The organism is Streptomyces sp. NPDC057939 (assembly GCF_042887545.1).
Lineage (GTDB): Bacteria > Actinomycetota > Actinomycetes > Streptomycetales > Streptomycetaceae > Streptomyces.
In genome coordinates, this window is record NZ_JBHVPG010000019.1 from 1 (window position 1) to 23,466 (window position 23,466).

Consider the following 23,466-nt stretch of genomic DNA (forward strand, 5'->3'; position numbering starts at 1 on the left):
GGTGCACACCGCGCACCCGTCGCGCGGCCCGGACGCGGGACAACGGCAACGGGCTTCGGCAGACTGCGGGGCATGGGCCTCCTCCTGATCGCCGCCTGCTCCTCGCTCGCCGCCTGGCTCTGGCTCACGCTCGCCCAGGGCATGTTCTGGCGCACCGACGTCCGGCTCCCGCCGCGCACCGCCCCCGCCCGCTGGCCGTCCGTGGCGATCGTCGTCCCCGCCCGGGACGAGGCCGAGGTCCTCCCCCGCAGCCTGCCGTCGCTGCTGGCCCAGGACTATCCCGGCCCGGCCGAGGTCGTCCTGGTCGACGACGGCAGCACGGACGGCACCGCCGCCCTCGCCCTGCGGCTGGCCGCCGAGCACCCGGGGCTCCCGCTGACGGTGGTGTCCCCCGGCGAGCCCGCACCGGGGTGGACCGGCAAGCTGTGGGCCCTGCGGCACGGCATCGCCCACGCCCGCTCCCGGGACTCCGCCGAGCCCGAGTACCTCCTGCTGACCGACGCCGACATCGCCCACGCGCCCGACAGCCTGCGCGAGCTGGTCTCGGCCGCGACCAGCGCCCGGCTGGACCTGGTCTCCCAGATGGCCCGGCTGCGCGTGGTGAGCAGCTGGGAGCGGCTCGTCGTGCCGGCCTTCGTGTACTTCTTCGCGCAGCTGTACCCGTTCCGCCGGATCAACCGCCCCGGCGGCCGGACCGCCGCCGCGGCCGGGGGCTGCGTGCTGCTGCGCACCGAGGCGGCGGTGCGCGCCGGCGTGCCGGACTCCATCCGCCAGGCGGTGATCGACGACGTCTCGCTGGCCCGCGCGGTCCGGGCGTCGGGCGGCCGGATCTGGCTCGGCCTGGCGGAGCGGGTGGAGAGCGTGCGCCCGTACCCGGCGCTCGGGGACCTCTGGCGGATGGTGTCGCGCAGCGCCTACGCCCAACTGCGCCACCGGCCCGTGCTGCTGGCCGGCACGGTGGCGGGGCTGGTGCTCGTCTACCTGGTCCCGCCGGTCGCGCTCGTCGCGGGGCTCGCGGCCGGCCGGCCCGCCGTCGCCTGGGCGGGCGGGCTCGCCTGGCTGCTGATGGCCGGCACCTATCTGCCGATGCTGCGCCACTACCGGCAGCCGGTGGCCCTCGCGCCGCTGCTGCCGTTCACCGCGCTGCTCTACCTGCTGATGACCGTCGACTCCGCCGTGCAGCACTACCGGGGTCGCGGGGCCGCCTGGAAGGGTCGAACTCACGCCCGACCCAGCGACGCCTGAACCCACCCGGCAGCCCCTGAAGGGGCGTCATCCGAGGTCATCGCCTTGTGACGCTGCGTCAGCACCACATAGGTGCAAGGGTCAACCAGTGAGTACGAGTGCGAACAAGGCGGGGCGGAAGTGACGAATCGTGCACGTGAACGTGAAGTGAAAGCTGTGGCCCTGACCTGCGAATATGCAGGTCAGGGCGGGGTTGACGACACCTCGCTATGGACCCGGTGAAGTCGTGGGCTTAACTTAGGTCCCATGACCTCCCCCCGCTCCACTTATGGCGGCGGTTACTACTCCGCGCCCTCCTTCACGGACACCCCCATCTACGACTCCCTCGTCGCCGAACGCGGCACCCCGCAGATCGCCCCGATCCGCGTTCCGGCCGCCTACGAGTCGCCCAGTGCCGGTTACTCAAGCGGTGGTTACCTGCCGGCCCTCGCCTCCTCCATGCCCGCCCTGCCGCCGGCCATGCCCCAGCAGCAGGCCCAGGGCTACGGGTACCCGTACCAGCAGCAGGCGGCACCCGTGCAGCAGATGCCCGTGCCGCTCCAGCACGCGCCCGCGCCGTACATCCCGCAGCAGCAGCCGGTCGCGGCCTTCGCGGGGTACGTCCCGCAGCCGCAGCCGCAGCAGCCCCGTCCGATGGCCGCGGCCACCGGGTACGAGGCGATGCGCCCGGCGGCCCCCCGCCCAGTGCAGGGCCCCGCACAGGTCCCCTCGTACGAGGACCCGTACGGCCGCCCCTACCAGGGGCGCGGCTACTGAGGGGCCACCGCCGCCCGCAGGGCGCGGCGCGCGGGGACCGGCGGTCCGGGGCACGCCGGGCCCCGACACGGTCGCGGGGCGTTCGAACCGCGCCATAACCGCGGTGCCCGGATGGGGGGAGGCCGGCAAAATGCCCCCATGCCGAACTTGTACGTCCAGTCGCTGCACGTCCACCCCGTCAAATCCGTGGCGGGGACCTCTCCCGACGAGGTGGCCGTGGAGCCCTGGGGGCTGTCCGGGGACCGGCGCTGGGCCGTGGTCGACGCCGAGGGCACGGTCATCAGCCAGCGCCAGGAGGCCCGCATGGCCCTGGCCGCCGCGCGCCCGCTGGCGGGAGGGCGGGTGGCGCTGTCGGCGCCGGACATGCCGGAGCTGGTCGTGGAGGTTCCGGAACCGGGCCCGCGCGAGCCCTCCGTGCACTTCGGCAACAAGATCGACACCTTGGTCGCGGCGCGGTCCGCGGCCGACTGGTTCACCGCCTTCCTCGGTCGTGACGCCCGGCTCGTGTACATGGACGATCCGGAGGTGCGCCGGCCCGTGGACCCGGACTACGCACTGCCCGGCGAGACGGTGAGCCTCGCCGACGCCTACCCGTTGCTGGCCACCACCAGCGCTTCCCTCGACGCCCTCAACGAGCTGATCGCCGGTGGCGACCATCCGCAGGAGGGTCCGTTGCCGATGGACCGGTTCCGTCCCAACCTGGTGGTCGCCGGCGGCGACGCCTGGGCCGAGGACGGGTGGCGGCGCGTCGCCGTGGGCGAGGCCGTCTTCCGCGGGGTCCGCGAGTGCGGCCGCTGCGTCGTCACGACGACCGACCAGCGGACGGCGGAGCGCGGCCGGGAGCCGCTGAAGACCTTGGCCCGACACCGTCGGATCGGGAAGTCCCTGGCGTTCGGACGGCACATGGTGCCGGTCGTCCTCGGCACCGTGCGCGTGGGCGACGAGGTGCGGATCCTGGAGTGAGGGCGGCCCTCGGGGCTCGTGGCGTTCGGAGCTCGCGGCGTTTCGGGGCTCGTGGCCTTCGGGGCGGGCCCTTGACCGGGGGCCGCTGGTGCCGGGGGCCGGGGACGCCGCGAGCAGGAGCCGGGGGGCCGGACGCGGCGGACCGCTTCGACCGGGCGACGGAATGACACCTTCGAGGGGCTCGGGTCCCTCACTGGAACCAACGGGCCACGCGGTGCCGTTGGTGTCTTCGGGACGTGTGACAGCCCTCCGGAATCGACCACCGGATCGGATGACACGGGTCTCGCGCGTCCCGGAATGCGCGTCCTCGGGACATGCGCCAGGCTGGGACGCGCAGGCAGTCGGAAGCTGGCGGAAACGGGGGGAGCCGGACCGTGCGGACAGCAATGGGTGTGTGGCGCTGGCGGCGCAATCCGCTGCGCCGGCCGACCGATCTCCTCGAGGCGTGGGTGGCGTTCGCCGCGCTGGTGTGCGTCCTGCTGGTGGCCCCGGCCGTCGGCTGGGTCGCGGGCCTGCGGGTGGACGGCACGCTCCAGCGGGCCGCCCTGGAGCAGCGCCACGAGCGCTACCTGGTCCCGGCCGTGGTGGTCCGGCCGGCTGCGGAGCCGCCCGCCGGCGCGTCGACCGATCCGTCGGCGCAGCGGCAGTCCCCTGAGCGCAGCCGGATCGTGGCGGCGTGGACCGCCCCGGACGGCACCAGCCACGAGGGGACGGTCCCGGCCGCCGAGGAACCCCCGGTCCCCGGCGAGCGGTTCCGCATATGGACCGACATCCGGGGCCGGCTGGTGGGGCAGCCGCTCGACCCGTCCGCCGCCTCCTTCCACGCCGGTCTGGCCGGGCTGGCGGCCGCGCTCACGGCGGGCGCCCTGGTGGAGACGGTCCGGCGGTTGGTCGTACGCCGGCTCATGCATCGGCGGTACCTCCGTCTGGACCGCGCGTGGGCGGCGGCCGGCCCGGACTGGGGCCGGGCGGGGGCGGGCAGCTGACCTGGCAACTCGCCGGCCCCGCGCGCGCTACGGTGGGGCGGAGCCGGTTCGGATCGCTTCAGCCACTTCGAACGGCTTCAATCACTTCGGCCGCTCCGGCGGCGCGAATACGAGGGTGGGGGCACGACAGCACCATGGCTCAGGGCACGGTCCAGGTGACGCACGGCGGGGCCTCGCGGTGGCGGCGCCGCTCGGGCGAGTATCCGACGCTGAGCGCCGCCCTCGCCGTCGCGGGCGACGGCGACGTGCTGTCGATCGCGCCCGGCACCTACCGGGAGAACCTGGTCCTCCACCACGCCGTGACGCTGCGCGGGTCCGAGGGGAGCGCGATCGGCTCGGTGCGGATCGCCCCGCTCGACGGGGTCGCGCTGACGGTGCGCGCCTCGGCCGTGATCCAGGACCTGTACGTGGAGGGCGCGGACCGGGCGGCGCCCGCCGTCCTCGTCGAAGACGGCTCCCCCGAGCTCACCGACCTGCGCGTGAGCACCCGCTCCGCCGCGGGCATCGAGGTGCGGGGCGGGGCGCGGCCGTTGGTGCGCAGGTGCACCGTGGAGAACCCGGCCGGCGTCGGCATCTCCGTACTGGACGGCGGCGGCGGGGTGTTCGAGGAGTGCGAGGTCGTCGCGGCCGGTCAGGCCGGGGTCTCGGTGCGCGGCGGCGGTCACCCCCGCCTGGAGCGCTGCCGGATCCACCACGCCACGGGCGCGGGCATCGGCGTCACCGGTGAGGGCTCGGGCCTGGAGGCGTTGGGCTGCGAGGTGTACGAGATCAAGGGCGCCGGGGTGCAGATCGCCTCCCGGGCCGCGGCCCGGCTCACCGACTGCGCGGTGCACCGCACCTCGGCGGACGGGGTCACCCTCGACACCGACGCCGTCCTCACGCTGGCCGGCTGCGACATCCACGACATCCCGGAGAACGCCGTCGACCTGCGGTCCCGTTCGGTGCTGACGCTCAGCCGCACCACGGTCCGCCGGTTCGGGCGCAATGGCCTGTCGGTGTGGGACCCGGGCACCCGGGTCGATGCCGAGTCCTGCGAGATCCACGACAGCACGGGCGACTACCCGGCGGTGTGGGTCAGCGACGGGGCCACCGCATCCTTGGATTCCTGCCGGGTCCACGACGTGCCCGACGCCCTGTTCGTACTGGACCGGGGTTCGCGCGTCGACGTGGTCGACAGCGATCTGTCGCAGGTGCGCAACACGGCGGTCTCGGTGAGCGACGGCGCCACCGCGCAGGTCGACGACTGCCGGATCCGCGAGGCGGGCACAGGAGCCTGGTTCCGCGACCACGGCAGCGGCGGCACCCTCGCCAACTGCACGATCGACGGCGTCCAGACGGGCGTGATCGTCACGAAGGGCGCCGACCCGTCGCTGGAGCGGTGCACGGTCACCAACGCGACCGAGGCCGGGTTCTACGTGTCGGCGGGCGGCCGGGGCACGTTCCGGTCGTGCCGGGTGACGGGCAGTTCCGGCTTCGGCTTCCACGTCATCGACGGCTGCCGCACCACGCTCACGACGTGCCACACCGAGCGCTGTGCGCGCGGGGGCTACGAGTTCGCGGAGGACGGCCCGCAGGCCGAGGGCTGCACCAGCGACGAGTCGGGGTCACGGCTGGCCGCCCGGTCCGCTGCCGGCAGTGCCCCGTCCGGGGCGCAGGCGGGGATCCGTACGGTGACGGCGGCGCAGGAGCCCGCGGCGCCGTCCGGCTCGGTGCCCGCCGCACGGCCCGCGGACCTGCCGGAGGCGGCGGCCCCCGTGGCCCCGTCGCGCGGGTCGGGCGAGGTGCTGGGGCAGCTGGACGCGTTGGTGGGGCTGGACAGCGTCAAGCGCGAGGTCCGTGCCCTCACCGACATGATCGAGGTGGGGCGCCGACGGCAGCGGGCGGGGCTCAAGGCGGCCTCGGTCCGCCGCCACCTGGTCTTCACGGGCTCCCCGGGCACCGGCAAGACCACCGTCGCCCGGCTGTACGGGGAGATCCTCGCCTCCCTGGGCGTGCTGGAGCGGGGCCACCTGGTCGAGGTGTCGCGGGTGGACCTGGTCGGTGAGCACATCGGGTCGACGGCCATCCGCACCCAGGAGGCGTTCGACCGGGCGCGCGGTGGGGTCCTGTTCATCGACGAGGCGTACGCGCTGGCGCCGGAGGACTCGGGGCGGGACTTCGGCCGTGAGGCGATCGACACCCTGGTGAAGCTGATGGAGGACCACCGGGAGGCCGTGGTGGTGATCGTCGCCGGGTACACGGCCGAGATGGAGCGGTTCCTGACCGTCAATCCGGGCGTCGCCTCCCGCTTCTCCCGCACCATCACCTTCGGCGACTACGGTCCCGGGGAACTGCTGCGGATCGTCGAACAGCAGGCGGAGGAGCACGAGTACCGGCTCGGCGAGGGCACCACGAAGGCGCTGCTCGCGTACTTCACGGAACTGCCCAAGGGGCCCGCCTTCGGCAACGGCCGGACAGCGCGCCAGACGTTCGAGTCGATGGTGGAGCGGCACGCGGGGCGGGTCGCGCAGCTGGCCGAGCCCAGCACGGACGATCTCACCCTGCTGTTCCCGGACGACCTGCCGGGCCTGTCGGCGCCCTGCTGAACGGAACGTCGGGCGGCCTGTTCTCGGGGCGGCGCGTGGTGGCGGCGTACCGGTGCGGACATCCGGCGGGCCGCCGGTTATGGTGACGCGGCACGCACCGCCCGGAGCGTACCGACCGCACCGCATCGTGTCGTAGGGGGTAACGCCATGGCCCGTCGACTCCGCCCCGTGGGGCTGGACTTCACCGAGACCGCCCCGGTACGCCTGGTCTTCGTCGCGCGGGCCACGGCCCCGCCCGAGGCCGTGTACCGGGCACTGGCGCAGGAGGTGACCGGCTGGCCCCAGTGGTTCGGGGCGGTCACGTTGGCCCGGCCGACGCGGGACGGCGCGGGCCGGGAGATCGGGCTGGTCGGTGGGATCCGCTTCCAGGAGACGGTCATGGCGGCGGACCCGGGGCGGCGCTACGCCTACCGGGTCGACGAGACCAACGCGCCGGGCCTGCGCGCCCTGTTGGAGGAATGGCAGCTCACCGCGGTCGGCCCCGCGACCGCCGACGGCGCCACGACCGGCGGGACCGGCACCGCCGGGTCCGGTGACGGCGCCACCGGCACGCTGGTCCGTTGGACCTTCGCCGCCGACGGGCCGGCGCCCTTCCGGCTGGCCCTGTCCGCCGCCCGCCCCGGCCTGGGCCACTCGTTCCGCACGGCGGTCCGCGCCCTGGACGCCCGCCTCACGGCCCCGCCGCGCACGCGCTGACGGATCCCCGTCCGGCCGGGTCCGTGGAGCGCCGCGGCGCCACGGACCCGGCCGGCAGTGGTGGCGCCACGGTTGCTCAGGCGGCCGGTTCCCGCCACTCGCCCGTGTCCAGCAGGGTGTCGATGGTCTTCGCGTAGGGGCTGATGTCGAGGCCCTGCGCGGTCAGCCAGTCGTCCGAGTAGTACTTGTCGAGGTACCGGTCGCCCGGGTCGCACAGCAGCGTCACGACGCTGCCGGTGCGGCCCTCCGCCACCATCTCCGAGATGATCTTCAGCGCGCTCCACAGGCCGGTGCCCGTCGAGCCGCCCGCCTTGCGCCCTATGGCGTGCTCCAGGGCCCGGCACGCGGCGACGCTCGCGGCGTCCGGGACGCGCATCATGCGGTCGATGGCTCCGGGTACGAAGCTCGGCTCCATGCGGGGCCGGCCGATGCCCTCGATGCGCGAGCCGCAGTCGCTGGTGGCGTGCGGGTCGTTGTTGGTCCAGCCGTCGAAGAAACAGGAGTTCTCCGGGTCGGGAACGCAGATGCGGGTGTCGTGCTGCATGTAGTGCACGTAGCGCGCGATGGTCGCGGAGGTGCCCCCGGTTCCGGCGGTCGCCACGATCCAGGTCGGCTCCGGGTACCGCTCCAGGCGCAGTTGCTGGTACATCGACTCGGCGATGTTGTTGTTGCCGCGCCAGTCCGTCGCGCGCTCGGCGTAGGTGAACTGGTCCATGTAGTGGCCGCCGGTGCGGGCCGCGAGATCGGCGGATTCCTCGTACATCTTCATCGAGTCGTCGACGAAGTGGCATTCCCCGCCGTGGAATTCGATGAGCCGGCACTTCTCGGGGCTCGTCGTGCGCGGCATGACGGCGATGAACGGGACGCCGATCAGCTTGGCGAAGTAGGCCTCGGAGACGGCGGTCGAGCCGCTGGATGCCTCGATGACCGGGCGACCGGGGTGGATCCAGCCGTTGCACAGGGCGTAGAGGAAGAGGGAGCGGGCGAGGCGGTGCTTCAGCGAGCCCGTCGGGTGCGTGGACTCGTCCTTGAGGTAGAGGTCGATGCCCCAGGCCTCGGGAAGCGGAAAGCGCAGCAGGTGCGTGTCGGCGGAGCGGTTCGCGTCGGCCTGGACCTTGCGGACGGCCTCCTTGAGCCAGGCCCGGTAGTCCGCGTCGCTGCGGTCGACGTCGACGGTCGTCGTCACGGGCGTCCTGCCGGTGGTACCGGTGGTACTCATGCGCCTTGCTCCTTTGTCCGTTCCGTGGCCCCCGCTTTCGAAATGTACCCCCCTCACCTGCGCAAATAGTTACTTTGGGTTTCCATACCGATCGCTTTCGGTCGCATTCAGTTGCAGAGCTGGGCACGGTAGGTGACGCTGGTGGTGTTTCACCGAAGCACAGGAACACCGCAGCACCGCAGCACCGAGGGCGCAGCACCCGTAACTCACTTGTCGGGGAGTCGCAGCCGTGATCAGTCATTCCCGCAGGCACTGCGTCGTCGAACTGCAGGCCCTGCCCGCGCGGATCGGTCAGGTCCGCCGCATCGTTTCCGCGCAATTGCGCCACTGGCAGCTCGATCCGCTCATAGACCGGGCTGCGCTCGGTGTGACGGAGCTGCTCAGCAACGTTCACCGCCATGCGCAGCCCGACAAGACGTGCGCCGTCGAGATCGAGCTCCGGCTGGGGCGGCTCACCGTCGCGGTCTACGACAGCGATCCGCGGCTGCCCGTCCTGCGGGCGGCCGAGACGCTGGAGACCTGTGGTCGGGGGCTCGCGCTCGTCGAGGCGGTCAGCGAGGCCTGGGGCGCCCGACCGCAGCCGGGCGGCCCCGGAAAAATGGTCTGGTTCTCGCTACGGGCGGCGCCCGCGCCGGTGGCCCCGCAGTCGACGGTCGTCATCAGCGCCGGCAGCGTACGGGAGCTCGCGCGCCCGGTGCTCTTCGCCGTGGACGCGGAGGCCGTCGCGAGCGGCCTGCCGGTGTCGGTCCCGGCGGGTGCCGGCCCGGGCTGACGACCACCGCCGCACCCGCCGCGCGCGCCTCGTCCGCGACGGCCGAGCCGGGCACAGGCCGGCCGGTCGGGCCGGGACCGGGGTCGGGCCGGGGGCGGACAGGGGTCAGGCCGCCGGGGCACCCAGGGTGCCGAGGGGGTCGTCCAGCACCGGCTGCCACGCCAGCTCCGCCGCGCCGACCAGGCTGTTGTGGTCGAGGGTGCACGGCAGGATCGGCACGCCCCCGCTGCGTCCCCACAGGCTGCGGTCGGCGACCACCGCGCGCAGCCGCTCGGGGTCGGCGTGGAGCAGTTCCCGGTGCAGTCCGCCCAGGATGATCCGGTCCGGGTTCAGGATGTTGACCAGGCCCGCCAGCCCGAGGCCGAGCCGGTCGATCAGCTCCTCCGAGGCCGCCCGGACCGCCGGGTCCGCGTACTCGGCGCGCAGCAGGTCGCGGGCCTGCTGGAGCAGTGACACCTCCGGGCCGGGCGTGCGGCCCGCCGCCGTGAGGAAGGCGAGCGGGTCGGCCTCCACGTCCAGGCAGCCCCGGCTGCCGCAGTGGCAGGCCCGCCCCTCCGGGTTCACCGTCAGGTGGCCGACCTCCAGGGCCAGGCCCGCGCTGCCGCTGTGCAACCGGCCGTCGAGGACCAGCGCCCCGCCCACGCCCCGGTGTCCGGTGGCGACGCACAACAGGTGCTGCGCGCTGCGGCCCGCACCGTGCCGGTGCTCGGCGAGCGCGGCGAGGTTGACGTCGTTGCCGGTCAAAGCCGGTCCGTCGATGCCGGCCGCCTTCACGCACTCGGCGAAGATGGCCCGTACGGGAGAACCCGCCGGCCAGGCCAGGTGGAGCGGGTTGAGCGCCGTCCCGTCGGGTTCGGCGACCGCCGAGGGCACCGCGAGGCCCGCACCGACGCAGCGCCGCCCGGACTCGTCGAGCAGTGCGGCGCCCGCCTCGACGACCGCGCCGAGGACCTGCGCCGGGTCCGCGGAGACGGTGACCTTGCCGGGGGCGGTGGCCACGATCCGTCCGCCGAGGCCCACCAGCGCGGCCCGGAACCCGTCCGGGTGCACCTGGGCGGCCAGCGCCACGGGGCCGTTCTCCTCGACCGCCAGCCGGTGCGAGGGCCGGCCCTGGGCGCCGCCGGCCCCGCCGGGGCGGGAGTCGACCCGGATCAGACCGAGGGCCTCCAGCTCGGCGGCGACCGCGCCGGCGGTGGCGCGGGTGACCCCGAGCTCGGCCGTCAGGACGGCCCGGGTCGGGGCCCGGCCGGTGTGGACGAGTTCCAGGGCCGGGCCGAGGGCGCTGCGGCCCCGCTCCAGTTTGGTCCTGGTGGAAGCCGCCGAGGCCGCGGAAGCCGTCGAGGCCGTGGAGGTCGCAGGCTCCGTGGACACCGCGGTCACCGTGGTCGCATCCCCCACCCGCGGCGGGGCCCCGTTGCCGTTCATGACATGGATCCTCGCATGATCGGGAGGTACCGGACGCCCGTCCACGGTCAGAGGCCGCCGACCCGCAGTGTGATGTTCAGCCGCCCGTCGAGGCCGAGGTCGGGCGGCGCGGTGCCGGGCAGGACCTTCGGCACCCCGTGGTAGGCCCGTCGGCTCGGTCCGCCGAAGACGAACAGGTCCCCGCTGCGCAGCCGAACGTCCTGGAACGGACGTCCGCGCGAGGAGGTGGTGCCGAAGCGGAAGAGGCAGGAATCACCCAGGCTGAGCGAGACGACCGGGGCCCCCGACTTCTCCTCGGCGTCACGGTGCATGCCCATGCGGGAGTCACCGGTGTAGAAGTTGATCAGGGCGATGTCGTACTCCTCCGCCTGCTCCCGGGGGGTCCCGTAGGCCTCCGACACCGCGCGCCGGCCGAGTTCCGCCAGCCATCGCGGCATCGGCTTCACGGGCGTCCCGTCCCCGTCGACGGCGGTGCGCGCGTAGCCGTACGGGTACCAGTGCAGCCCGAGGCACACCTGCCGGGCGCTCATCGTCCCGCCGCCGGGGGTGTGCACGGTCCGCAGTCCCGCGGGCGGCCGGGCCCACTCCCGGCACGCGGCGAGCAACTCCCCCTGCTCCCGCGGGCCGAGCCAGTCCGGCAGGTGGACGGCGCCCGGGGCGATCTCGGCGCGCTCGCGCGGGAAGAGTTCAGCGTCCATGTACCCCATGGTGCGACCTGCCGGCAGACTCCGGGGCATGAAGATCAGCGAGTACGTCGAAACGCTGGCCCGGGAGGGCGAACTGCTCGCCGGGGCGGCCGAGCAGGCGGGTACGGACGCACCGGTTCCGACCTGTCCTTCGTGGCGGGTCACCGACCTGCTGCGGCACACCGGGGCGGTGCACCGCTGGGCGACCGGGTACGTCACCGACGCGCAGGTGGAGCCGCAGCCGTTCCCGGAGGCGCCCGAACTGGCCGGACAGGAGCTCCTCCACTGGTTCCGCGAGGGACACGGGACGCTGGTGGACGCGCTGACGCACGCCCCGGACGACGTCGTCTGCTGGACGTTCCTGCCGACGGCGCCGCCGTCGCCCTTGGCGTTCTGGGCGCGGCGGCAGGCGCACGAGACGACCGTGCACCGCTTCGACGCGGAAGCCGCGCGGGAGATCGCGTTCTCCCCGGTGACGCCCGAGTTCGCGGAGGACGGGGTCGACGAGCTGCTGACCGGCTTCCACGCCCGGCCGCGCAGCCGGGTGCGGACCGACGAACCCCGGGTGCTGCGGATCCGGGCGGCCGACACCGCTGCGGTGTGGACGGTCCACCTCTCGCGGGAGCCGGCCCGCGCGGTGCGGGGCGACACCGCGGACCGGGTGGACTGCGAGGTGACCGGCGAGGCGGCGTGGCTGTACGCCGCCCTGTGGAACCGGCTCCCGCTGATGGGCCCGGGGGTGACCGGCGACGTGTCGCTGGCCCGGCTCTGGAGCGACACGGCCGGCATCTGAGCCGCCCGGCGCGCCCGCAACGGCCACGGCGACCGACCGGGCCCGTCGCCGCGGGCCCGTCGCCCCGGGAGCGACGGCGTGCGGAGGCCCTCCACGCCCTCCCTGCCCCGCCCCGCCCCGCCCCGTACGACGGTGTGCGGGTCGGCGGGGAGTTCGGCGCTGACACCCCTTGCGGAACCCTTGTCACGCGCGGTGCACGCTGTGAAACTGCGCGTATGGGCCATCGGACACAGGCGGAACGGGACGCGGTCACCGTCGAGATCGGCTACGCCTTCACCACCGCGTGCTTCGCCGCCGTCCTGGTGTTCGGGGCGGTGTACGGGGTGGCACCGGCCCTGGGCCTCTCGCCCGCCGCGCACCGGACGCTGGCCGTGGTGGCCGGGGTGCTGGCCTCGGTGGTGTTCCTGATGCGCGTGACCCACGTGCTGTGGCGCTTCGGCCGCCGCCGACCGGAGGACGGGCAGGAGCCTTCCGGATCCTGAGCCCGGGCCGGGTCGGGATGGGCCGGGCTGGGCTGGGCCGAGCCGGGTCGCTCAGCCGAGGGTGGCGGCGTGTTCGGTCTGGCTGCGGTACCGCCAGACGGGGCCGGTGTTCCAGGGGTTGGGCATGACCGTGTCCGTCGCGTAGGCGTAGCCGGCACCCCGCTCGAAGGCCGTGCGCAGGGTGTCCTTCATCGTCGCCTCGTCCGGGACGTCGTGCACGAGGTGCCAGAACGCGGTGCCGCTCGGGTCGTACTCGGATCCGCCCCGGTAACCGGTGCGCGCGTTGAACACGTTGCCGCCGAGCCAGCCGCCGGAGGTGTACTCCGCGTAGGTGTCCTCGTAGGTCACGAACGTGTCGGCGGTGCGGTGGCCGGGCTCCAGGTAGCAGTCGGCGATGGCCGTGCCCGGATTGTTGACGACCAGGTCCGGCGCGTTCGGGTCGACGGCGTGCATCGACTCCTGGACGTAGCGGCGCAGTTCGGCGTAGTAGTCGCGAGTGGCGTTGCCGGGGCCGCAGTCCCGACTGACGACGTCGAAGAAGATTCCATCGACGTGGAGACGACCGTCGCCACCGTCGGCGGGTCTCAGGTAGTTGTCGACGGAGGCCTTCGCGGCGGCGATGTTCCGGTTGCCGTGGTCGGTGTGGACGTAGCCGAGGACCTTGGTGCGCTCACCGGTGGCCGTGACCCCCGCGCGCAGGGCGTCGGCGCGGGCCCGCCAGGGCCCGTCGAAGGGTGAGTCTCCGTTGCCGGGGTTGAGGACGACGACGGAGGCGGCCGGTCCGGTGGCGGTGAGGTCGGTCAGCATCCGGTCGTCGGACCAGACGTACGCGGGGACCGCGATGTCCAGGCCCCGCACCCCGGGCATCCGGGGCGTGGGGGTGACCGTCGGGGCGGGCGGGGGAATCGCCTTCGCCGACGGGGAGTTCGGCGCGGATCCCGCCGGGCGCCGGTTGGCGTGCGTCCCGTCGGCGGCGGCCTTCACGACGGCCGCCGCGGCGGCGAGCAACACGGCCAGGAGTACGGCGTACAGGGCCTGCGCGGCTCGGGCGGGGGCCATGACTGTTCCTCCGGGTGCAGGGGCGCGACCCGACGAACACTAGGCGCGCCGCAAGTCCGTGAAGGGCGAACCACCCACTTTGATGTGAGGAACAGAAAAGCTATCTGTCACCCCATCATGTGAATCACCATCAGGTACCGGACGCGACGGCCGGCTCGCACCTCTGGCCCGTGCGCGACGCGGGCGTGTTCGCGACGCGGGCGTGTTCAGGCCGCGATGGCCCCTTCACACCGCGGGCAGTCCGACGCCGTGGGCGAGCTGTCCCGCGGCGTGCTCGAAGAATGCGGTGCGGTCCTCGACGACGCGCTCGTACTGACCGAACAGTTCGAAGGAGACCAGCCCGACGAGCTGCGCCCAGGCGGCGACCAGCGCGGCCGTCACCTCGGGCGGCAGGCCGTCGGCGAACTCCGCGGCCATCCGGTCCGCTTCGCGGCGCAGGCCGGCGGGCAGCGGCGGCAGGGCGAGTCCGTGGCCCGCGTGCGCGGAGCGGAGGATCCCGATCAGGATGTTGGCGACCCGGGAGGCAGGACCGATGGTGTCCTGCGGGGCGCTGTAGCCGGGGACCGGGGAGCCGTACACGAGGGCGTACTCGTGGGGGTGCGCGAGGGCCCAGCCGCGCACCGCCTCGCAGACGGCGATCCAGCGCGCGCGGGGCGGCGCGCCGGCGGCCAGGGCCGTGCGGTCGGCTTCCTCCGCGGTGGCGCCCAGGCTGTCGTAGGCGTCGATGATCAGCGCGGTGAGGAGCTCGTCACGGCTGGGGAAGTAGCGGTAGAGCGCGGAGGAGACCATGCCGAGTTCGCGGGCGACGGCGCGCAGTGAGAGCTTGGCGGCGCCCTCGGCCGCGAGACTGCGCCGCGCCTCGTCCTTGATGGCGGCGGTCACCTCGGCGCGGGCCCGTTCCCTGGCTCCTCGGACGGCACTCATGCGGATCAGTGTGCCACGCTGCGGGAGCAGTGACCAGAAAACAGAGCGCCGCACATTTTCGAGAGCACTGCTCTTGCTCTGGTGCACCGTTCCGGCGCAGACTGGTGCCAAGCGAGAGCACCGCTCTCCTGGATCCCTCCGGAGGCCCCCGTGAACGCGCCCGCCCCCTACTACGTCCAAGGCAGCCCGTTCGGCATCCGCTTCAACGCGCTCCTCGGGAAGCTCGCCCGCCTCGGCATCAGCCTCGCCGGCACGGCCGAGCTGTCGGTCCCCGGCCGCACCTCGGGCCGGATGCAGCGGATCCCGGTCAACCCGCACCGCTATGAGGGCGCCCAGTACCTGGTCTCCGCCCGGGGGCACTCCCAGTGGGTCCGCAACATGCGCGTCGCGGGCGGCGGGGAACTCCGCGTCGGCCGCAAGGTGCGCGCCTTCACCGTCACGGAGCTCACGGACCCTGCGGAGAAGGCGGCCGTGCTGCGCGCCTACCTGGAGAAGTGGGGGTGGGAGGTCAACCGGTTCTTCCAGGGCGTCACCGCCAAGTCCTCGGATGCCGACCTGCGGGCCGCCGCCGCCGACCACCCCGTCTTCCGCATCACCGTAACGAGGTAACGGAGTGCCGGGGCCACGAGGCGCGGACGGCGACCACCCGCACCGCTCCCCCACCCGCCGGCCCCCGTCGGGCCCGCCGGACGGCCACGCCTTCGCCGGGGGCGTGTTGTCGAAGCTCCGCCGGTTCCGCCCGCCCGCGACGCCCGCCCGCACTCAGGGGGCAGGTGCCTCTCGCGTTGAGCGGCACGAGCACCGGACACCGCCGCGCCGCGCCCTTCGGGCGCCCGACCCCTGCACAACACGCCCTGGCCGCGTGCAGCACCGGCCCCGGACCGGACAAGGCCCGGCACCCGGACGACCCGACAGCGCGAACCGCCCCTCACACAGCAAGGCGCTGCCGGGCGGCCGGCGGGTTCCGCTTCCGTCACCGGCCCGCCCCCCGGGCTGCTCGGGCCTGCACTCACACCACCACCGAGCGAACCCCGACGCCCGGATGCGGCCAACCGCTCCGCCCCTCCTCACCCACAAGGCCCTGCCGGGCGGCCGGCCCCGGCCGATTCCGCATCCACCACCGTCCCGGCGACTCCCGGCCTGCACACACGCCCCACCGAACGGACCCCGGCGCCCAGGACCCGACGCCCTGCACCGCCCACACCCCGCGCGCCCAACAAGGCACTGCCGGACGGCCGGGCGGCCGGTCGGCCGGGCGGCCCCCGGCCGAACCCGCATCCGTCACCGGGCCCGGCGACCCCCGGGCTACCCGGGCCTGCACACACGCCCCACCGAACGGACCCCGGCGCCCCGGGTGGGGCGCCGGCGGCCGGCGGGCGGGGGTCAGCCCCGGTTGTCCCGTGCCTGGCGGGCGTCCACCAGGTGCAGGGCCTTGCGCGCCAGCGGGTACGTACGCACCATGTCGGCCAGCGTCATCGAGCCCCGGGTGATCCGCGCGAAGGCGAGCCACGCGGGCCGGAAGCCCGTGATCGCCGCGTGGAGGATCCCCGGGCGGGCCTCGAAAACGGTCAGCATGCGCTTGCCGACGCCCATCTCCACGCCCAGCCCGGCCTTGATCGCGAAGGCGTAGTTCAACGCCTGGCGCCGCGCGTCCACCGCGTCCTGCGCCTCGGAGATCTTCACGGCCCACTCCCCCGCCAGCCGGCCCGAGCGCAGGGCGAAGGAGATGCCCTCCCGCGTCCACGGCTCCAGCAGCCCGGCGGCGTCCCCCGCGACGAGCACCCGGCCCCGCGACAACGGCGAATCGGGCTTGCGGCAACGCGTCAGGTGCCCGGACGAAACGGCCGGCTCGAAGCCCGCCAGTCCCAGTCGGGCGATGAAGTCGTCCAGGTACCGCTTGGTGGCGGCGCCCTCGCCCTTCGCCGAGATCACGCCCACGGTGAGGGTGTCGCCCTTGGGGAAGACCCAGCCGTAACTGCCGGGCAGCGGACCCCAGTCGATGAGGACCCGGCCCTTCCAGTCCTCGGCGACCGTCTCCGGTACGGGGATCTCCGCCTCCAGACCGAGGTCGACCTGGTCCATCTCCACGCCGACGTGCGCGCCGATCCGGCTCGCGCTGCCGTCGGCGCCGACCACGGCCCGGGCCAGCACGGTCTCGCCGTCCGCCAGGACCACGGCGACCGTTCGCCGGTCGGGGACGGCCGTGCCGTGCTGCTCGACCCGGGCCACCGCCGTACCCGTACGGACGGTCGCGCCGGCCTTCTCGGCCTCCGCGACCAGGGCCGCGTCGAACTCGGGCCGGTTGATGAGCCCGAAGAGCATCCCCTTCGAGCGGCGGGTCCGGGTCAGCTTCCCGTTCATCGAGAAGGTGACCGCGTGGATCCGGTCCTTGAACGGCAGCACGAAGCCCGGCGGCAGGGCGTCGCGCGAGGGTCCGATGATGCCGCCACCGCAGGTCTTGTAGCGGGGGAGTTCGGCCTTCTCCAGCAGCAGGACGCTCCGGCCGGCGGTCGCCGCGGCGTACGCCGCCGAGGCACCGGCGGGACCGGCGCCGACCACGACGACGTCCCAGACCTCGCCCGTGCCGCCGGACGCCGCGACGCCCTCCGACTCCTGTTCCTGCGACTCCCGCTCCGCCGACTCCGCGTCCCGGTCCCCGCCGACGTCATCGCCCGTGTCCACGCCCGCCTCACCACCCGTGTCCGTGCTCGCGTGCCCGTCCCCGGCCGTGTCGTCGCCCGGGGCCTTCGCCGGTCCGTCCGCCGGCCCGTGCGCCGTTCCTTCGTCCGCCCCCTGAGCGGCGGCCTGCCCTGCGCTTGCGCCGTTTACGTCCTCGTCGCTGCTCACGATGTGCTGCTGCTCCTGATCACGCTGTTGCTCGGATGCCGTGGAAATCCTACGGCGCGAGTCCGCCCGGCCCTTTGTGCGAGGATCGGAACTGTCTGTTGCCTTGCATTCGCCGTAACCCGGCACTTGTCACAACGTCGCACCCACGAGGAGCGTGCCCATGTCCCAGAATCCCATCGCCGAGACCATCGCCTCGCTGATGCCCCGCGCCAAGACGGAGCTGACGGAGTTGGTGGCCTTCCAGTCGGTGGCGGACTGGGCGCAGTTCCCCAAGAGCGAGAGCGAGGCCGCCGCGAACTGGGTGGCCGAGGCCCTGCGCGTCGAGGGCTTCCAGGACGTCGCGCTGCTCGACACCCCAGACGGCACCCAGTCGGTGTACGGGTACCTGCCCGGCCCCGAGGGCGCCCCGACCGTCCTGCTCTACGCGCACTACGACGTGCAGCCGCCGCTGGACGAGGCCGCCTGGATCTCGCCGGCCTTCGAGCTCACCGAGCGCGACGGCCGCTGGTACGGGCGCGGCGCCGCGGACTGCAAGGGCGGGTTCATCATGCACCTGCTGGCACTGCGCGCGCTGAAGGCGAACGGCGGCGTACCGGTCGGCGTCAAGGTGATCGTCGAGGGCTCCGAGGAGCAGGGCACCGGAGGCCTCCAGCAGTACGCCGAGGCGAACCCGGAGCTGCTGGCCGCCGACACCATCGTCATCGGTGACGCGGGCAACTTCCGTACCGGCCTGCCGACGGTGACCGCCACCCTGCGCGGGATGACCCTCCTCAAGGTCAAGATCGACACCCTCGGCGGCAACCTGCACTCCGGCATGTTCGGCGGCGTCGCACCCGACGCCCTGGCCGCGCTCATCCAGACGCTGGCCTCGCTGCGCGCGGCGGACGGTTCGACGACCGTGGACGGACTGGGCTCCGACGCGGTGTGGGAGGGCCTGCAGTACCCGGAGGCCGATTTCCGTGCCGACGCGAAGGTGCTGGACGGGGTCGAGCTGATCGGCGAGGGCACGATCGCGGACCGCCTGTGGGCCCGCCCGGCCGTCACCGTGCTCGGCATCGACTGCCCGCCGGTGATCGGCGCGACCCCCTCGGTGCACGCGAGCGCGGGCGCCCTGATCAGCCTGCGCGTGCCGCCGGGCGTGGACACCACCGGGGCCATCAAGCTGCTGGAGGCGCACCTGGTGGCGCACACGCCGTGGAGCGCCCGCCTGGAGATCGAGGTCGTGGGCCAGGGCCAGCCCTTCCAGGCCGACACGAACAGCCCGGCCTACGCGTCGATGGCGGCGGCCATGCGGGTGGCGTACCCGGGCCAGGAGATGCAGATCAGCGGCATGGGCGGGTCCATCCCGCTGTGCAACACGCTGACCTCGCTGTACCCGGAGGCGGAGATGCTGCTGATCGGCCTGAGCGAGCCCGAGGCCCAGATCCACGCCGTGAACGAGAGCGTCTCGCCGGATGAGCTGGAACGCCTCTCTGTGGCGGAGGCCCTGTTCCTGGTGAACTACGCCGAGTCCAAGCGCGGCTGACCACCGGGCGGGCCCCGGGGCGGCGGTCCGGCCGCCGCGCGGGGCCGGCGGGTCGGTGAGCCGGCGGGCCGGCGGGCCGACCGACCGTCCGAGCAACACCCGTACGCCCGGGGCGGAATGCGCCCTGGGCGTACTCCGCTCCGGGCGAATTCGCGTGCCGCGCGCGGCGTCCGGTGCCTACGTTCGGCGCATGGACCTCGTAGAAGTGCTCCCGGACCGGCTCCACATGCTCCGCTTCCCGATCGGTCAGGCCTACCTCTGGCAGGACGGCGGAGCCCTCACCCTGATCGACGCGGGCCACGTGGATTCGGCCTCCTCGATCGAGGGGGCGATACGTTCCCTCGGCCTGCGGCCCGAGCGGCTTGAGCGGATCGTGCTGACCCACTGCCACCGCGACCACGTCGGCGCGGCCGGTGAACTCGCCGCCCGTTGGGGGGCCGAGGTCCTCGCGCACCGGCTGGACGCCCCCGTGGTCCGCGGCGAACAGCCGGTCCCGGAACCGGTCCTGCTGGACTGGGAAGTACCGCTGTACGCGCACGGCCTGACCGTCCCCGAGGCCCCGCCGACCCCGGTCGACCGGGAGCTGGAGGACGGCGAGGTGCTGCCCTTCGGCGGCGGGGCGGTCGTCGTCCACTCCCCCGGTCACACGCCGGGCAGCATCGGCGTCCACCTGCCCGGTCACGGGGTGCTGTTCACGGGCGACTGCGTCGCGGGGGTGGGGCAGGTGATGCTCGGCGTCTTCAACGTCGATCGGGATCAGGCCGTTTCCTCGTTCCGGCGGCTGGCCGCACTGGCCCCGACCGTGGCGTGCTTCGGTCACGGCGACCCGGTGGTGACGGACACGGTGGCGGCGCTGCGGAACGCGGCCGACGCCGTGCCCGTCGCGGGCTGAAAGCCGGCGGGCCACCTCTCACGGCGTCGGGCGGCCCGCCTCCAGGTACAGGGGGCGGGCGCCCTCGCGGGCCCGCAGGGCCCAGCGAAGCCGCTCGTAGCGCTGGGGCGGCAGCAGACCGGCGGCCTCCGGTTCGGTGACGAAGCGCCAGGCCCGCAGTTCGGGGCCGGGCAGGCGCAACGCCTTGATCTGCGGCGGGGTCAACGGTCCGCCGTCGAAGAGCAGCCGCAGTCCCCCGTACGCGGGACGCAGGGGTGGTTCCCAGTCGACGACGAGCAGCGGAGGGGCGTGGTCGAGTTCCAGGCCGAGTTCCTCGGCGACCTCGCGTACGCCCGCGCGGCCGGGCGCCTCACCGGGTTCGACGACGCCGCCGGGGAACTCCCATCCCGGCTTGTAGGTCGGGTCGACGAGCAGGACCCGGTCCTCGTCGTCGAAGAGCAGGACCCCGGCTGCCACGGTCTCGCGCGTCGGCTCGGGGGTCTGCACGATGTCGCAGATCCCGGCCGCGTCCGTGCGCACGGCCTCGGCGATCCGCTCGGCCGTCTCCCGCACGGTCAGCCGCCCGTTGTCGACGACGTGGGCATCGGCCGCCAGCCAACCCAGCGCCTGCTGGTAGGCGGGGATGTGGTCGTACGCCCACTGTCGGACCCTTGCGTCCACGACCTCCGGGTCGCCGGGTTCCCGACGGGTCGCGATCCGCTCGCGCAGGATCGTTTCCTCAGAGGCGAGCAGGACGTGTCGCACGGGAATGCGCCGGGCCGCCAACGCCCCGAAGATCTCGTCGCGGTATTCCTGGCGGAGCAGGGTCATCGGCACCACCAGCACGCCCCCGAGCTCGGCCAGCATCGCGGCGGCCGTGTCGACGACCAGCCGCCGCCAACTCGGCAGGTCCTGGTAGTCGTTCACCTCCGCGAGACGTTCGCGCGGCAGGAGCCGGTTCAGTGCCGCCCCGATGAGCTCCGGGTCGAACAGGGTGCTGTCCGGCAGCAGTCCGGCCAGTTCGCGGGCCGTGCTGGTCTTCCCGGCACCGAACGTGCCGTTGATCCAGACGATCACGTCTACCCCTCTCCCCTTGGCTCCCCTGCGTAGCCCCCAGTGGCTTGCCCGCCCCACCCTGCCATGGAAACCCGCTCGTCGCCGAAGTGCTTATCCTCAAGGTCAGAGCCCTGTCAGCCCGCCCGCATCCGGAGGTTTCCCCACCGTGCCCCACACCCGTCACCCTTCCGGGCCCCGCTACGGCAACCGGCCGACCATGAAGGACGTGGCGTCCCGGGCGGGCGTGGGCCTGAAGACGGTCTCACGGGTCGTCAACGGCGAGCCCGGGGTGACCCCCGACACCAAGAGGCGGGTCCAGGAGGCCATCGAGGCGCTGGGTTTCCGCCGCAACGACAGTGCGCGGGTGCTCCGCAAGGGCCGTACGGCGACCGTGGGCCTGGTCCTCGAAGACCTCGCGGACCCGTTCTACGGTCCCCTCAACCGGGCCGTCGAGGAGGTGGCCCGCACGCACGGCGCGCTCCTCATCAACGGTTCGAGCGCCGAGGACCCGGACCGCGAGCGGGAGTTGGCGCTCGCGCTGTGCGCCCGCCGGGTGGACGGTCTGATCGTGATCCCGGCCGGTGACGACCACCGGTACCTGGAGCCGGAGATCCGGGCGGGCGTGGCGACGGTGTTCGTGGACCGGCCGGCCGGTCGGATCGACGCGGACGTCGTGCTGTCGGACAGCTTCGGCGGTGCCCGTGACGGCGTGGCCCACCTGATCGCGGGCGGGCACCGCCGGATCGGGTTCATCGGCGACCACCCCCGCATCCACACCGCCACGGAGCGGCTGCGCGGCTACCACGAGGCCATGGACCGGGCGGGCCTGCCGGTGCCGGCCTCCTGGGTCTCCCTCGGTTCGACCGCCCCCGAGCGGGTGACGGCCGCCGCAGGGGCGATGCTGAACGGCCCCGACGCGGTCACCGCACTCTTCGCGGGGAACAACCGGGTGACCGTCACCCTCGTACGGGTCCTCGCCGCCCGGCCGGGCCCGGTGGCCCTGGTGGGCTTCGACGACTTCGAGCTGGCCGACCTGCTGGACCCCGGCGTCACGGTGGTCGCCCAGGACGCGGCCGCCCTGGGCCGGGTGGCGACGGACCGGCTGTTCCAGCGGTTGGCGGGCGCGGGCCTCCCGCCGGCCCGCATCGAGCTGCCGACCCGCCTGATCCCCCGGGGCTCGGGCGAGCTGCCCCCGGCGGGCGGCTGACCGGACCGCGCTCGCGACGACGTACGGCCCGGTCGGGGGTCCCCGACCGGGCCGTACGCACGCGCGTGGATCAGGCGGTCGCCGTCAGCGTCGCGGAGCGGCGCGGAATGGCGAAGGCGTCCAGTTCGGCGCGGGTCAGGCCGGTCAGCGCCGTGACCTCCTCGGTACCGACGGCGCCGCAGTCGAGGCCGCGCACGAGGTAACCGGCGAGGGCCTTGGCGGTGGCGGGCTCGTCCATGACGTCGCCCTCGATCTTGGCGACGTACGCCTTCAGGCGGGCCGCGGCGGCCTCCAGGCCCTCGCGGTAGAACGTGAACACGGCCGCGTAGCGGGTCGGCAGGTGCGCCGGGTGCATGTCCCAGCCCTGGTAGTAGGCGCGGGCCAGGGCGCGGCGGGTGAGGCCGTAGTGCAGCTTCCAGGCCTCGTGGACGTGCTCGGTGGTGCCGATGGGCAGGACGTTCGTCGAGCCGTCCGAGACGCGCACGCCGGTGCCGGCGGCCGCCACCTGCATGATCGCCTTGGCGTGGTCGGCGGCGGGGTGGTCGCTGGACTGGTAGGCGGCGGAGACGCCGACGCAGGCGCTGTAGTCGAAGGTGCCGTAGTGCAGGCCGGTGGCGCGGCCCTTGGCGGCCTCGATCATCCGGGCCACGGTGGCGGTGCCGTCGGAGGCGACGATCGACTGGCTGGTCTCGATCTGGATCTCGAAGCCGATCCGGCCCGGGCGCAGGCCCCGGGTGATCTCGAAGGCCTCCAGCAGCTTGACGAAGGCGCTGACCTGCTCGGCGTAGGTGACCTTGGGGAGGGTCAGGACGAGGCCCTCGGGCAGACCGCCGTGGGCGAGCAGCCCGGACAGGAAGATGTCGGTGGTGCGGATGCCGCGGTCGCGGACGTTGGACTCCATGCACTTCATGCGGACGCCCATGTACGGGGCGTTCGTGCCGTTGGCGAAGGCCTCCGAGACGAGACGGGCGGCGCGGGCCGCGGCCTGGTCCTCCTCCTCGTCGGAGCGGACGCCGAAGCCGTCCTCGAAGTCGACGCGGAGGTCCTCGATCGGCTCGCTCGCCAGCTTGGCGCGGACTCGGTCGTAGACCGGTACGGCGAGCTCGTCGGAGATGCCCAGCACCCTGGCGAAGGTGGCGGCGTCCGGGGCGTGCTCGTCGAGGGCGGCGAGGGCCTGGTCGCCCCAGGAGCGGATGGTGTCGGCGGCGAAGACGTCACCGGGTACGTAGACGGTGTGGATGGGCTGACGGGTGCCGGGGTCGCCCGGGTAGTGGCGCGCGAGTTCCGCGTCCACCGGCGCGAGGGAGGCGCTGATGCCCTCGCTGACCGCGCCTGCGAGGCTCGTCGCCACCTTCTCCTGCTGACCCAT

General features: G+C 73.9%; 21 protein-coding genes. 13 read left to right on the forward strand and 8 right to left on the reverse strand.

Going from position 1 to position 23,466, the window contains the following annotated elements; translation table 11 throughout:
- The first annotated feature begins 72 nt into the window (after nucleotides 1-72).
- The 6 genes from ACFVS6_RS21145 to ACFVS6_RS21170 all read left to right on the forward strand — a co-directional run bounded on the left by ACFVS6_RS21145 (nucleotide 73) and on the right by ACFVS6_RS21170 (nucleotide 7,231).
- Nucleotides 73-1,245, forward strand: coding sequence for a glycosyltransferase (locus ACFVS6_RS21145; protein WP_389705803.1), 1,173 nt, complete (start codon nucleotides 73-75; stop codon nucleotides 1,243-1,245).
- 246 nt (nucleotides 1,246-1,491) lie between these two features.
- On the forward strand, nucleotides 1,492-2,001 hold the full coding sequence (locus ACFVS6_RS21150) for a DUF6643 family protein (protein WP_389705805.1): 510 nt from the start codon (nucleotides 1,492-1,494) through the stop codon (nucleotides 1,999-2,001).
- 138 nt (nucleotides 2,002-2,139) lie between these two features.
- On the forward strand, nucleotides 2,140-2,964 hold the full coding sequence (locus tag ACFVS6_RS21155; protein WP_389705807.1) for an MOSC domain-containing protein: 825 nt from the start codon (nucleotides 2,140-2,142) through the stop codon (nucleotides 2,962-2,964).
- A gap of 374 nt (nucleotides 2,965-3,338) precedes the next feature.
- Nucleotides 3,339-3,950, forward strand: a complete 612-nt coding sequence (locus ACFVS6_RS21160) for a hypothetical protein (protein WP_389705809.1) — start codon at nucleotides 3,339-3,341, stop codon at nucleotides 3,948-3,950.
- A gap of 134 nt (nucleotides 3,951-4,084) precedes the next feature.
- Nucleotides 4,085-6,535, forward strand: coding sequence for a right-handed parallel beta-helix repeat-containing protein (locus tag ACFVS6_RS21165; RefSeq protein ID WP_389705811.1), 2,451 nt, complete (start codon nucleotides 4,085-4,087; stop codon nucleotides 6,533-6,535).
- A 147-nt stretch (nucleotides 6,536-6,682) separates the two neighbouring features.
- Entirely contained in the window at nucleotides 6,683-7,231 is a 549-nt protein-coding gene (locus tag ACFVS6_RS21170) for an SRPBCC family protein (protein WP_389705813.1), read from the forward strand.
- A gap of 76 nt (nucleotides 7,232-7,307) precedes the next feature.
- Here ACFVS6_RS21170 and ACFVS6_RS21175 read toward each other — a convergent pair whose 3' ends face one another.
- A complete protein-coding gene (locus ACFVS6_RS21175; RefSeq protein WP_389705815.1) occupies nucleotides 7,308-8,450 on the reverse strand; it encodes a PLP-dependent cysteine synthase family protein in 1,143 nt (380 codons plus the stop codon).
- Nucleotides 8,451-8,679: 229 nt separating this feature from the next.
- Here ACFVS6_RS21175 and ACFVS6_RS21180 point away from each other — a divergent pair, with 229 nt between their 5' ends.
- Nucleotides 8,680-9,222 carry an ATP-binding protein gene (locus ACFVS6_RS21180; RefSeq protein WP_389705817.1) on the forward strand — a complete coding sequence of 181 codons (543 nt, stop codon included), beginning with the start codon at nucleotides 8,680-8,682 and terminating at the stop codon, nucleotides 9,220-9,222.
- Nucleotides 9,223-9,327: 105 nt separating this feature from the next.
- On the opposite strand, the gene ACFVS6_RS21185 is transcribed toward ACFVS6_RS21180, so the two are convergent.
- Entirely contained in the window at nucleotides 9,328-10,647 is a 1,320-nt protein-coding gene (locus ACFVS6_RS21185; RefSeq protein ID WP_389705819.1) for an ROK family protein, read from the reverse strand.
- 47 nt (nucleotides 10,648-10,694) lie between these two features.
- The gene (locus ACFVS6_RS21190; RefSeq protein ID WP_389705820.1) at nucleotides 10,695-11,345 is read right to left on the reverse strand and encodes an alpha-ketoglutarate-dependent dioxygenase AlkB family protein; all 651 of its coding nucleotides are present in this window, start codon (nucleotides 11,343-11,345) and stop codon (nucleotides 10,695-10,697) included.
- Nucleotides 11,346-11,382: 37 nt separating this feature from the next.
- Here ACFVS6_RS21190 and ACFVS6_RS21195 point away from each other — a divergent pair, with 37 nt between their 5' ends.
- Together ACFVS6_RS21195 and ACFVS6_RS21200 are read left to right on the forward strand one after the other, a co-directional pair.
- Nucleotides 11,383-12,126 (forward strand): maleylpyruvate isomerase family mycothiol-dependent enzyme, encoded by a 744-nt coding sequence (locus ACFVS6_RS21195; RefSeq protein WP_389705822.1) that lies wholly within the window; start codon nucleotides 11,383-11,385, stop codon nucleotides 12,124-12,126.
- A 215-nt stretch (nucleotides 12,127-12,341) separates the two neighbouring features.
- Nucleotides 12,342-12,608 (forward strand): DUF6332 family protein, encoded by a 267-nt coding sequence (locus tag ACFVS6_RS21200; protein ID WP_389705824.1) that lies wholly within the window; start codon nucleotides 12,342-12,344, stop codon nucleotides 12,606-12,608.
- A 51-nt stretch (nucleotides 12,609-12,659) separates the two neighbouring features.
- On the opposite strand, the gene ACFVS6_RS21205 is transcribed toward ACFVS6_RS21200, so the two are convergent.
- On the reverse strand, nucleotides 12,660-13,667 hold the full coding sequence (locus ACFVS6_RS21205) for a spherulation-specific family 4 protein (protein ID WP_389705825.1): 1,008 nt from the start codon (nucleotides 13,665-13,667) through the stop codon (nucleotides 12,660-12,662).
- Between the two features lie 225 nt (nucleotides 13,668-13,892).
- Nucleotides 13,893-14,591, reverse strand: coding sequence for a TetR/AcrR family transcriptional regulator (locus ACFVS6_RS21210; RefSeq protein WP_389705827.1), 699 nt, complete (start codon nucleotides 14,589-14,591; stop codon nucleotides 13,893-13,895).
- 150 nt (nucleotides 14,592-14,741) lie between these two features.
- On the opposite strand from ACFVS6_RS21210, the gene ACFVS6_RS21215 reads away from it, so the two are divergent.
- Nucleotides 14,742-15,200 (forward strand): nitroreductase/quinone reductase family protein, encoded by a 459-nt coding sequence (locus ACFVS6_RS21215; RefSeq protein ID WP_389705828.1) that lies wholly within the window; start codon nucleotides 14,742-14,744, stop codon nucleotides 15,198-15,200.
- 774 nt (nucleotides 15,201-15,974) lie between these two features.
- Here the strand turns inward: ACFVS6_RS21215 and ACFVS6_RS21220 are convergent.
- On the reverse strand, nucleotides 15,975-17,150 hold the full coding sequence (locus ACFVS6_RS21220) for a geranylgeranyl reductase family protein (RefSeq protein WP_389706003.1): 1,176 nt from the start codon (nucleotides 17,148-17,150) through the stop codon (nucleotides 15,975-15,977).
- Nucleotides 17,151-17,598: 448 nt separating this feature from the next.
- Between ACFVS6_RS21220 and ACFVS6_RS21225 the strand changes: the two genes are divergently transcribed.
- Both ACFVS6_RS21225 and ACFVS6_RS21230 read left to right on the forward strand, forming a co-directional pair.
- On the forward strand, nucleotides 17,599-18,963 hold the full coding sequence (locus tag ACFVS6_RS21225) for a dipeptidase (protein ID WP_389705830.1): 1,365 nt from the start codon (nucleotides 17,599-17,601) through the stop codon (nucleotides 18,961-18,963).
- A 190-nt stretch (nucleotides 18,964-19,153) separates the two neighbouring features.
- On the forward strand, nucleotides 19,154-19,855 hold the full coding sequence (locus tag ACFVS6_RS21230) for an MBL fold metallo-hydrolase (protein WP_389705831.1): 702 nt from the start codon (nucleotides 19,154-19,156) through the stop codon (nucleotides 19,853-19,855).
- Nucleotides 19,856-19,873: 18 nt separating this feature from the next.
- Here the strand turns inward: ACFVS6_RS21230 and ACFVS6_RS21235 are convergent, their stop codons facing one another.
- Complete coding sequence (locus tag ACFVS6_RS21235; RefSeq protein WP_389705833.1) at nucleotides 19,874-20,911, reverse strand: NUDIX domain-containing protein; 1,038 nt, start codon at nucleotides 20,909-20,911, stop codon at nucleotides 19,874-19,876.
- A gap of 196 nt (nucleotides 20,912-21,107) precedes the next feature.
- Between ACFVS6_RS21235 and ACFVS6_RS21240 the strand changes: the two genes are divergently transcribed.
- On the forward strand, nucleotides 21,108-22,097 hold the full coding sequence (locus tag ACFVS6_RS21240; protein WP_389706005.1) for a LacI family DNA-binding transcriptional regulator: 990 nt from the start codon (nucleotides 21,108-21,110) through the stop codon (nucleotides 22,095-22,097).
- Nucleotides 22,098-22,167: 70 nt separating this feature from the next.
- Here ACFVS6_RS21240 and ACFVS6_RS21245 read toward each other — a convergent pair whose 3' ends face one another.
- On the reverse strand, nucleotides 22,168-23,466 hold the full coding sequence (locus ACFVS6_RS21245; RefSeq protein WP_389705835.1) for a DUF6986 family protein: 1,299 nt from the start codon (nucleotides 23,464-23,466) through the stop codon (nucleotides 22,168-22,170).

Coding starts and splice junctions, on each gene's coding strand:
- ACFVS6_RS21225 (WP_389705830.1), top strand. CDS start 17,599: ATGTCCCAGAATCCCATCGCCGAGACCATCGCCTCGCTGATGCCCCGC.
- ACFVS6_RS21170 (WP_389705813.1), top strand. CDS start 6,683: ATGGCCCGTCGACTCCGCCCCGTGGGGCTGGACTTCACCGAGACCGCC.
- ACFVS6_RS21165 (WP_389705811.1), top strand. CDS start 4,085: ATGGCTCAGGGCACGGTCCAGGTGACGCACGGCGGGGCCTCGCGGTGG.
- ACFVS6_RS21190 (WP_389705820.1), bottom strand. CDS start 11,345: ATGGACGCTGAACTCTTCCCGCGCGAGCGCGCCGAGATCGCCCCGGGC.
- ACFVS6_RS21230 (WP_389705831.1), top strand. CDS start 19,154: ATGGACCTCGTAGAAGTGCTCCCGGACCGGCTCCACATGCTCCGCTTC.
- ACFVS6_RS21175 (WP_389705815.1), bottom strand. CDS start 8,450: ATGAGTACCACCGGTACCACCGGCAGGACGCCCGTGACGACGACCGTC.
- ACFVS6_RS21145 (WP_389705803.1), top strand. CDS start 73: ATGGGCCTCCTCCTGATCGCCGCCTGCTCCTCGCTCGCCGCCTGGCTC.
- ACFVS6_RS21200 (WP_389705824.1), top strand. CDS start 12,342: ATGGGCCATCGGACACAGGCGGAACGGGACGCGGTCACCGTCGAGATC.
- ACFVS6_RS21195 (WP_389705822.1), top strand. CDS start 11,383: ATGAAGATCAGCGAGTACGTCGAAACGCTGGCCCGGGAGGGCGAACTG.
- ACFVS6_RS21210 (WP_389705827.1), bottom strand. CDS start 14,591: ATGAGTGCCGTCCGAGGAGCCAGGGAACGGGCCCGCGCCGAGGTGACC.
- ACFVS6_RS21185 (WP_389705819.1), bottom strand. CDS start 10,647: ATGAACGGCAACGGGGCCCCGCCGCGGGTGGGGGATGCGACCACGGTG.
- ACFVS6_RS21245 (WP_389705835.1), bottom strand. CDS start 23,466: ATGGGTCAGCAGGAGAAGGTGGCGACGAGCCTCGCAGGCGCGGTCAGC.
- ACFVS6_RS21155 (WP_389705807.1), top strand. CDS start 2,140: ATGCCGAACTTGTACGTCCAGTCGCTGCACGTCCACCCCGTCAAATCC.
- ACFVS6_RS21240 (WP_389706005.1), top strand. CDS start 21,108: ATGAAGGACGTGGCGTCCCGGGCGGGCGTGGGCCTGAAGACGGTCTCA.
- ACFVS6_RS21150 (WP_389705805.1), top strand. CDS start 1,492: ATGACCTCCCCCCGCTCCACTTATGGCGGCGGTTACTACTCCGCGCCC.
- ACFVS6_RS21205 (WP_389705825.1), bottom strand. CDS start 13,667: ATGGCCCCCGCCCGAGCCGCGCAGGCCCTGTACGCCGTACTCCTGGCC.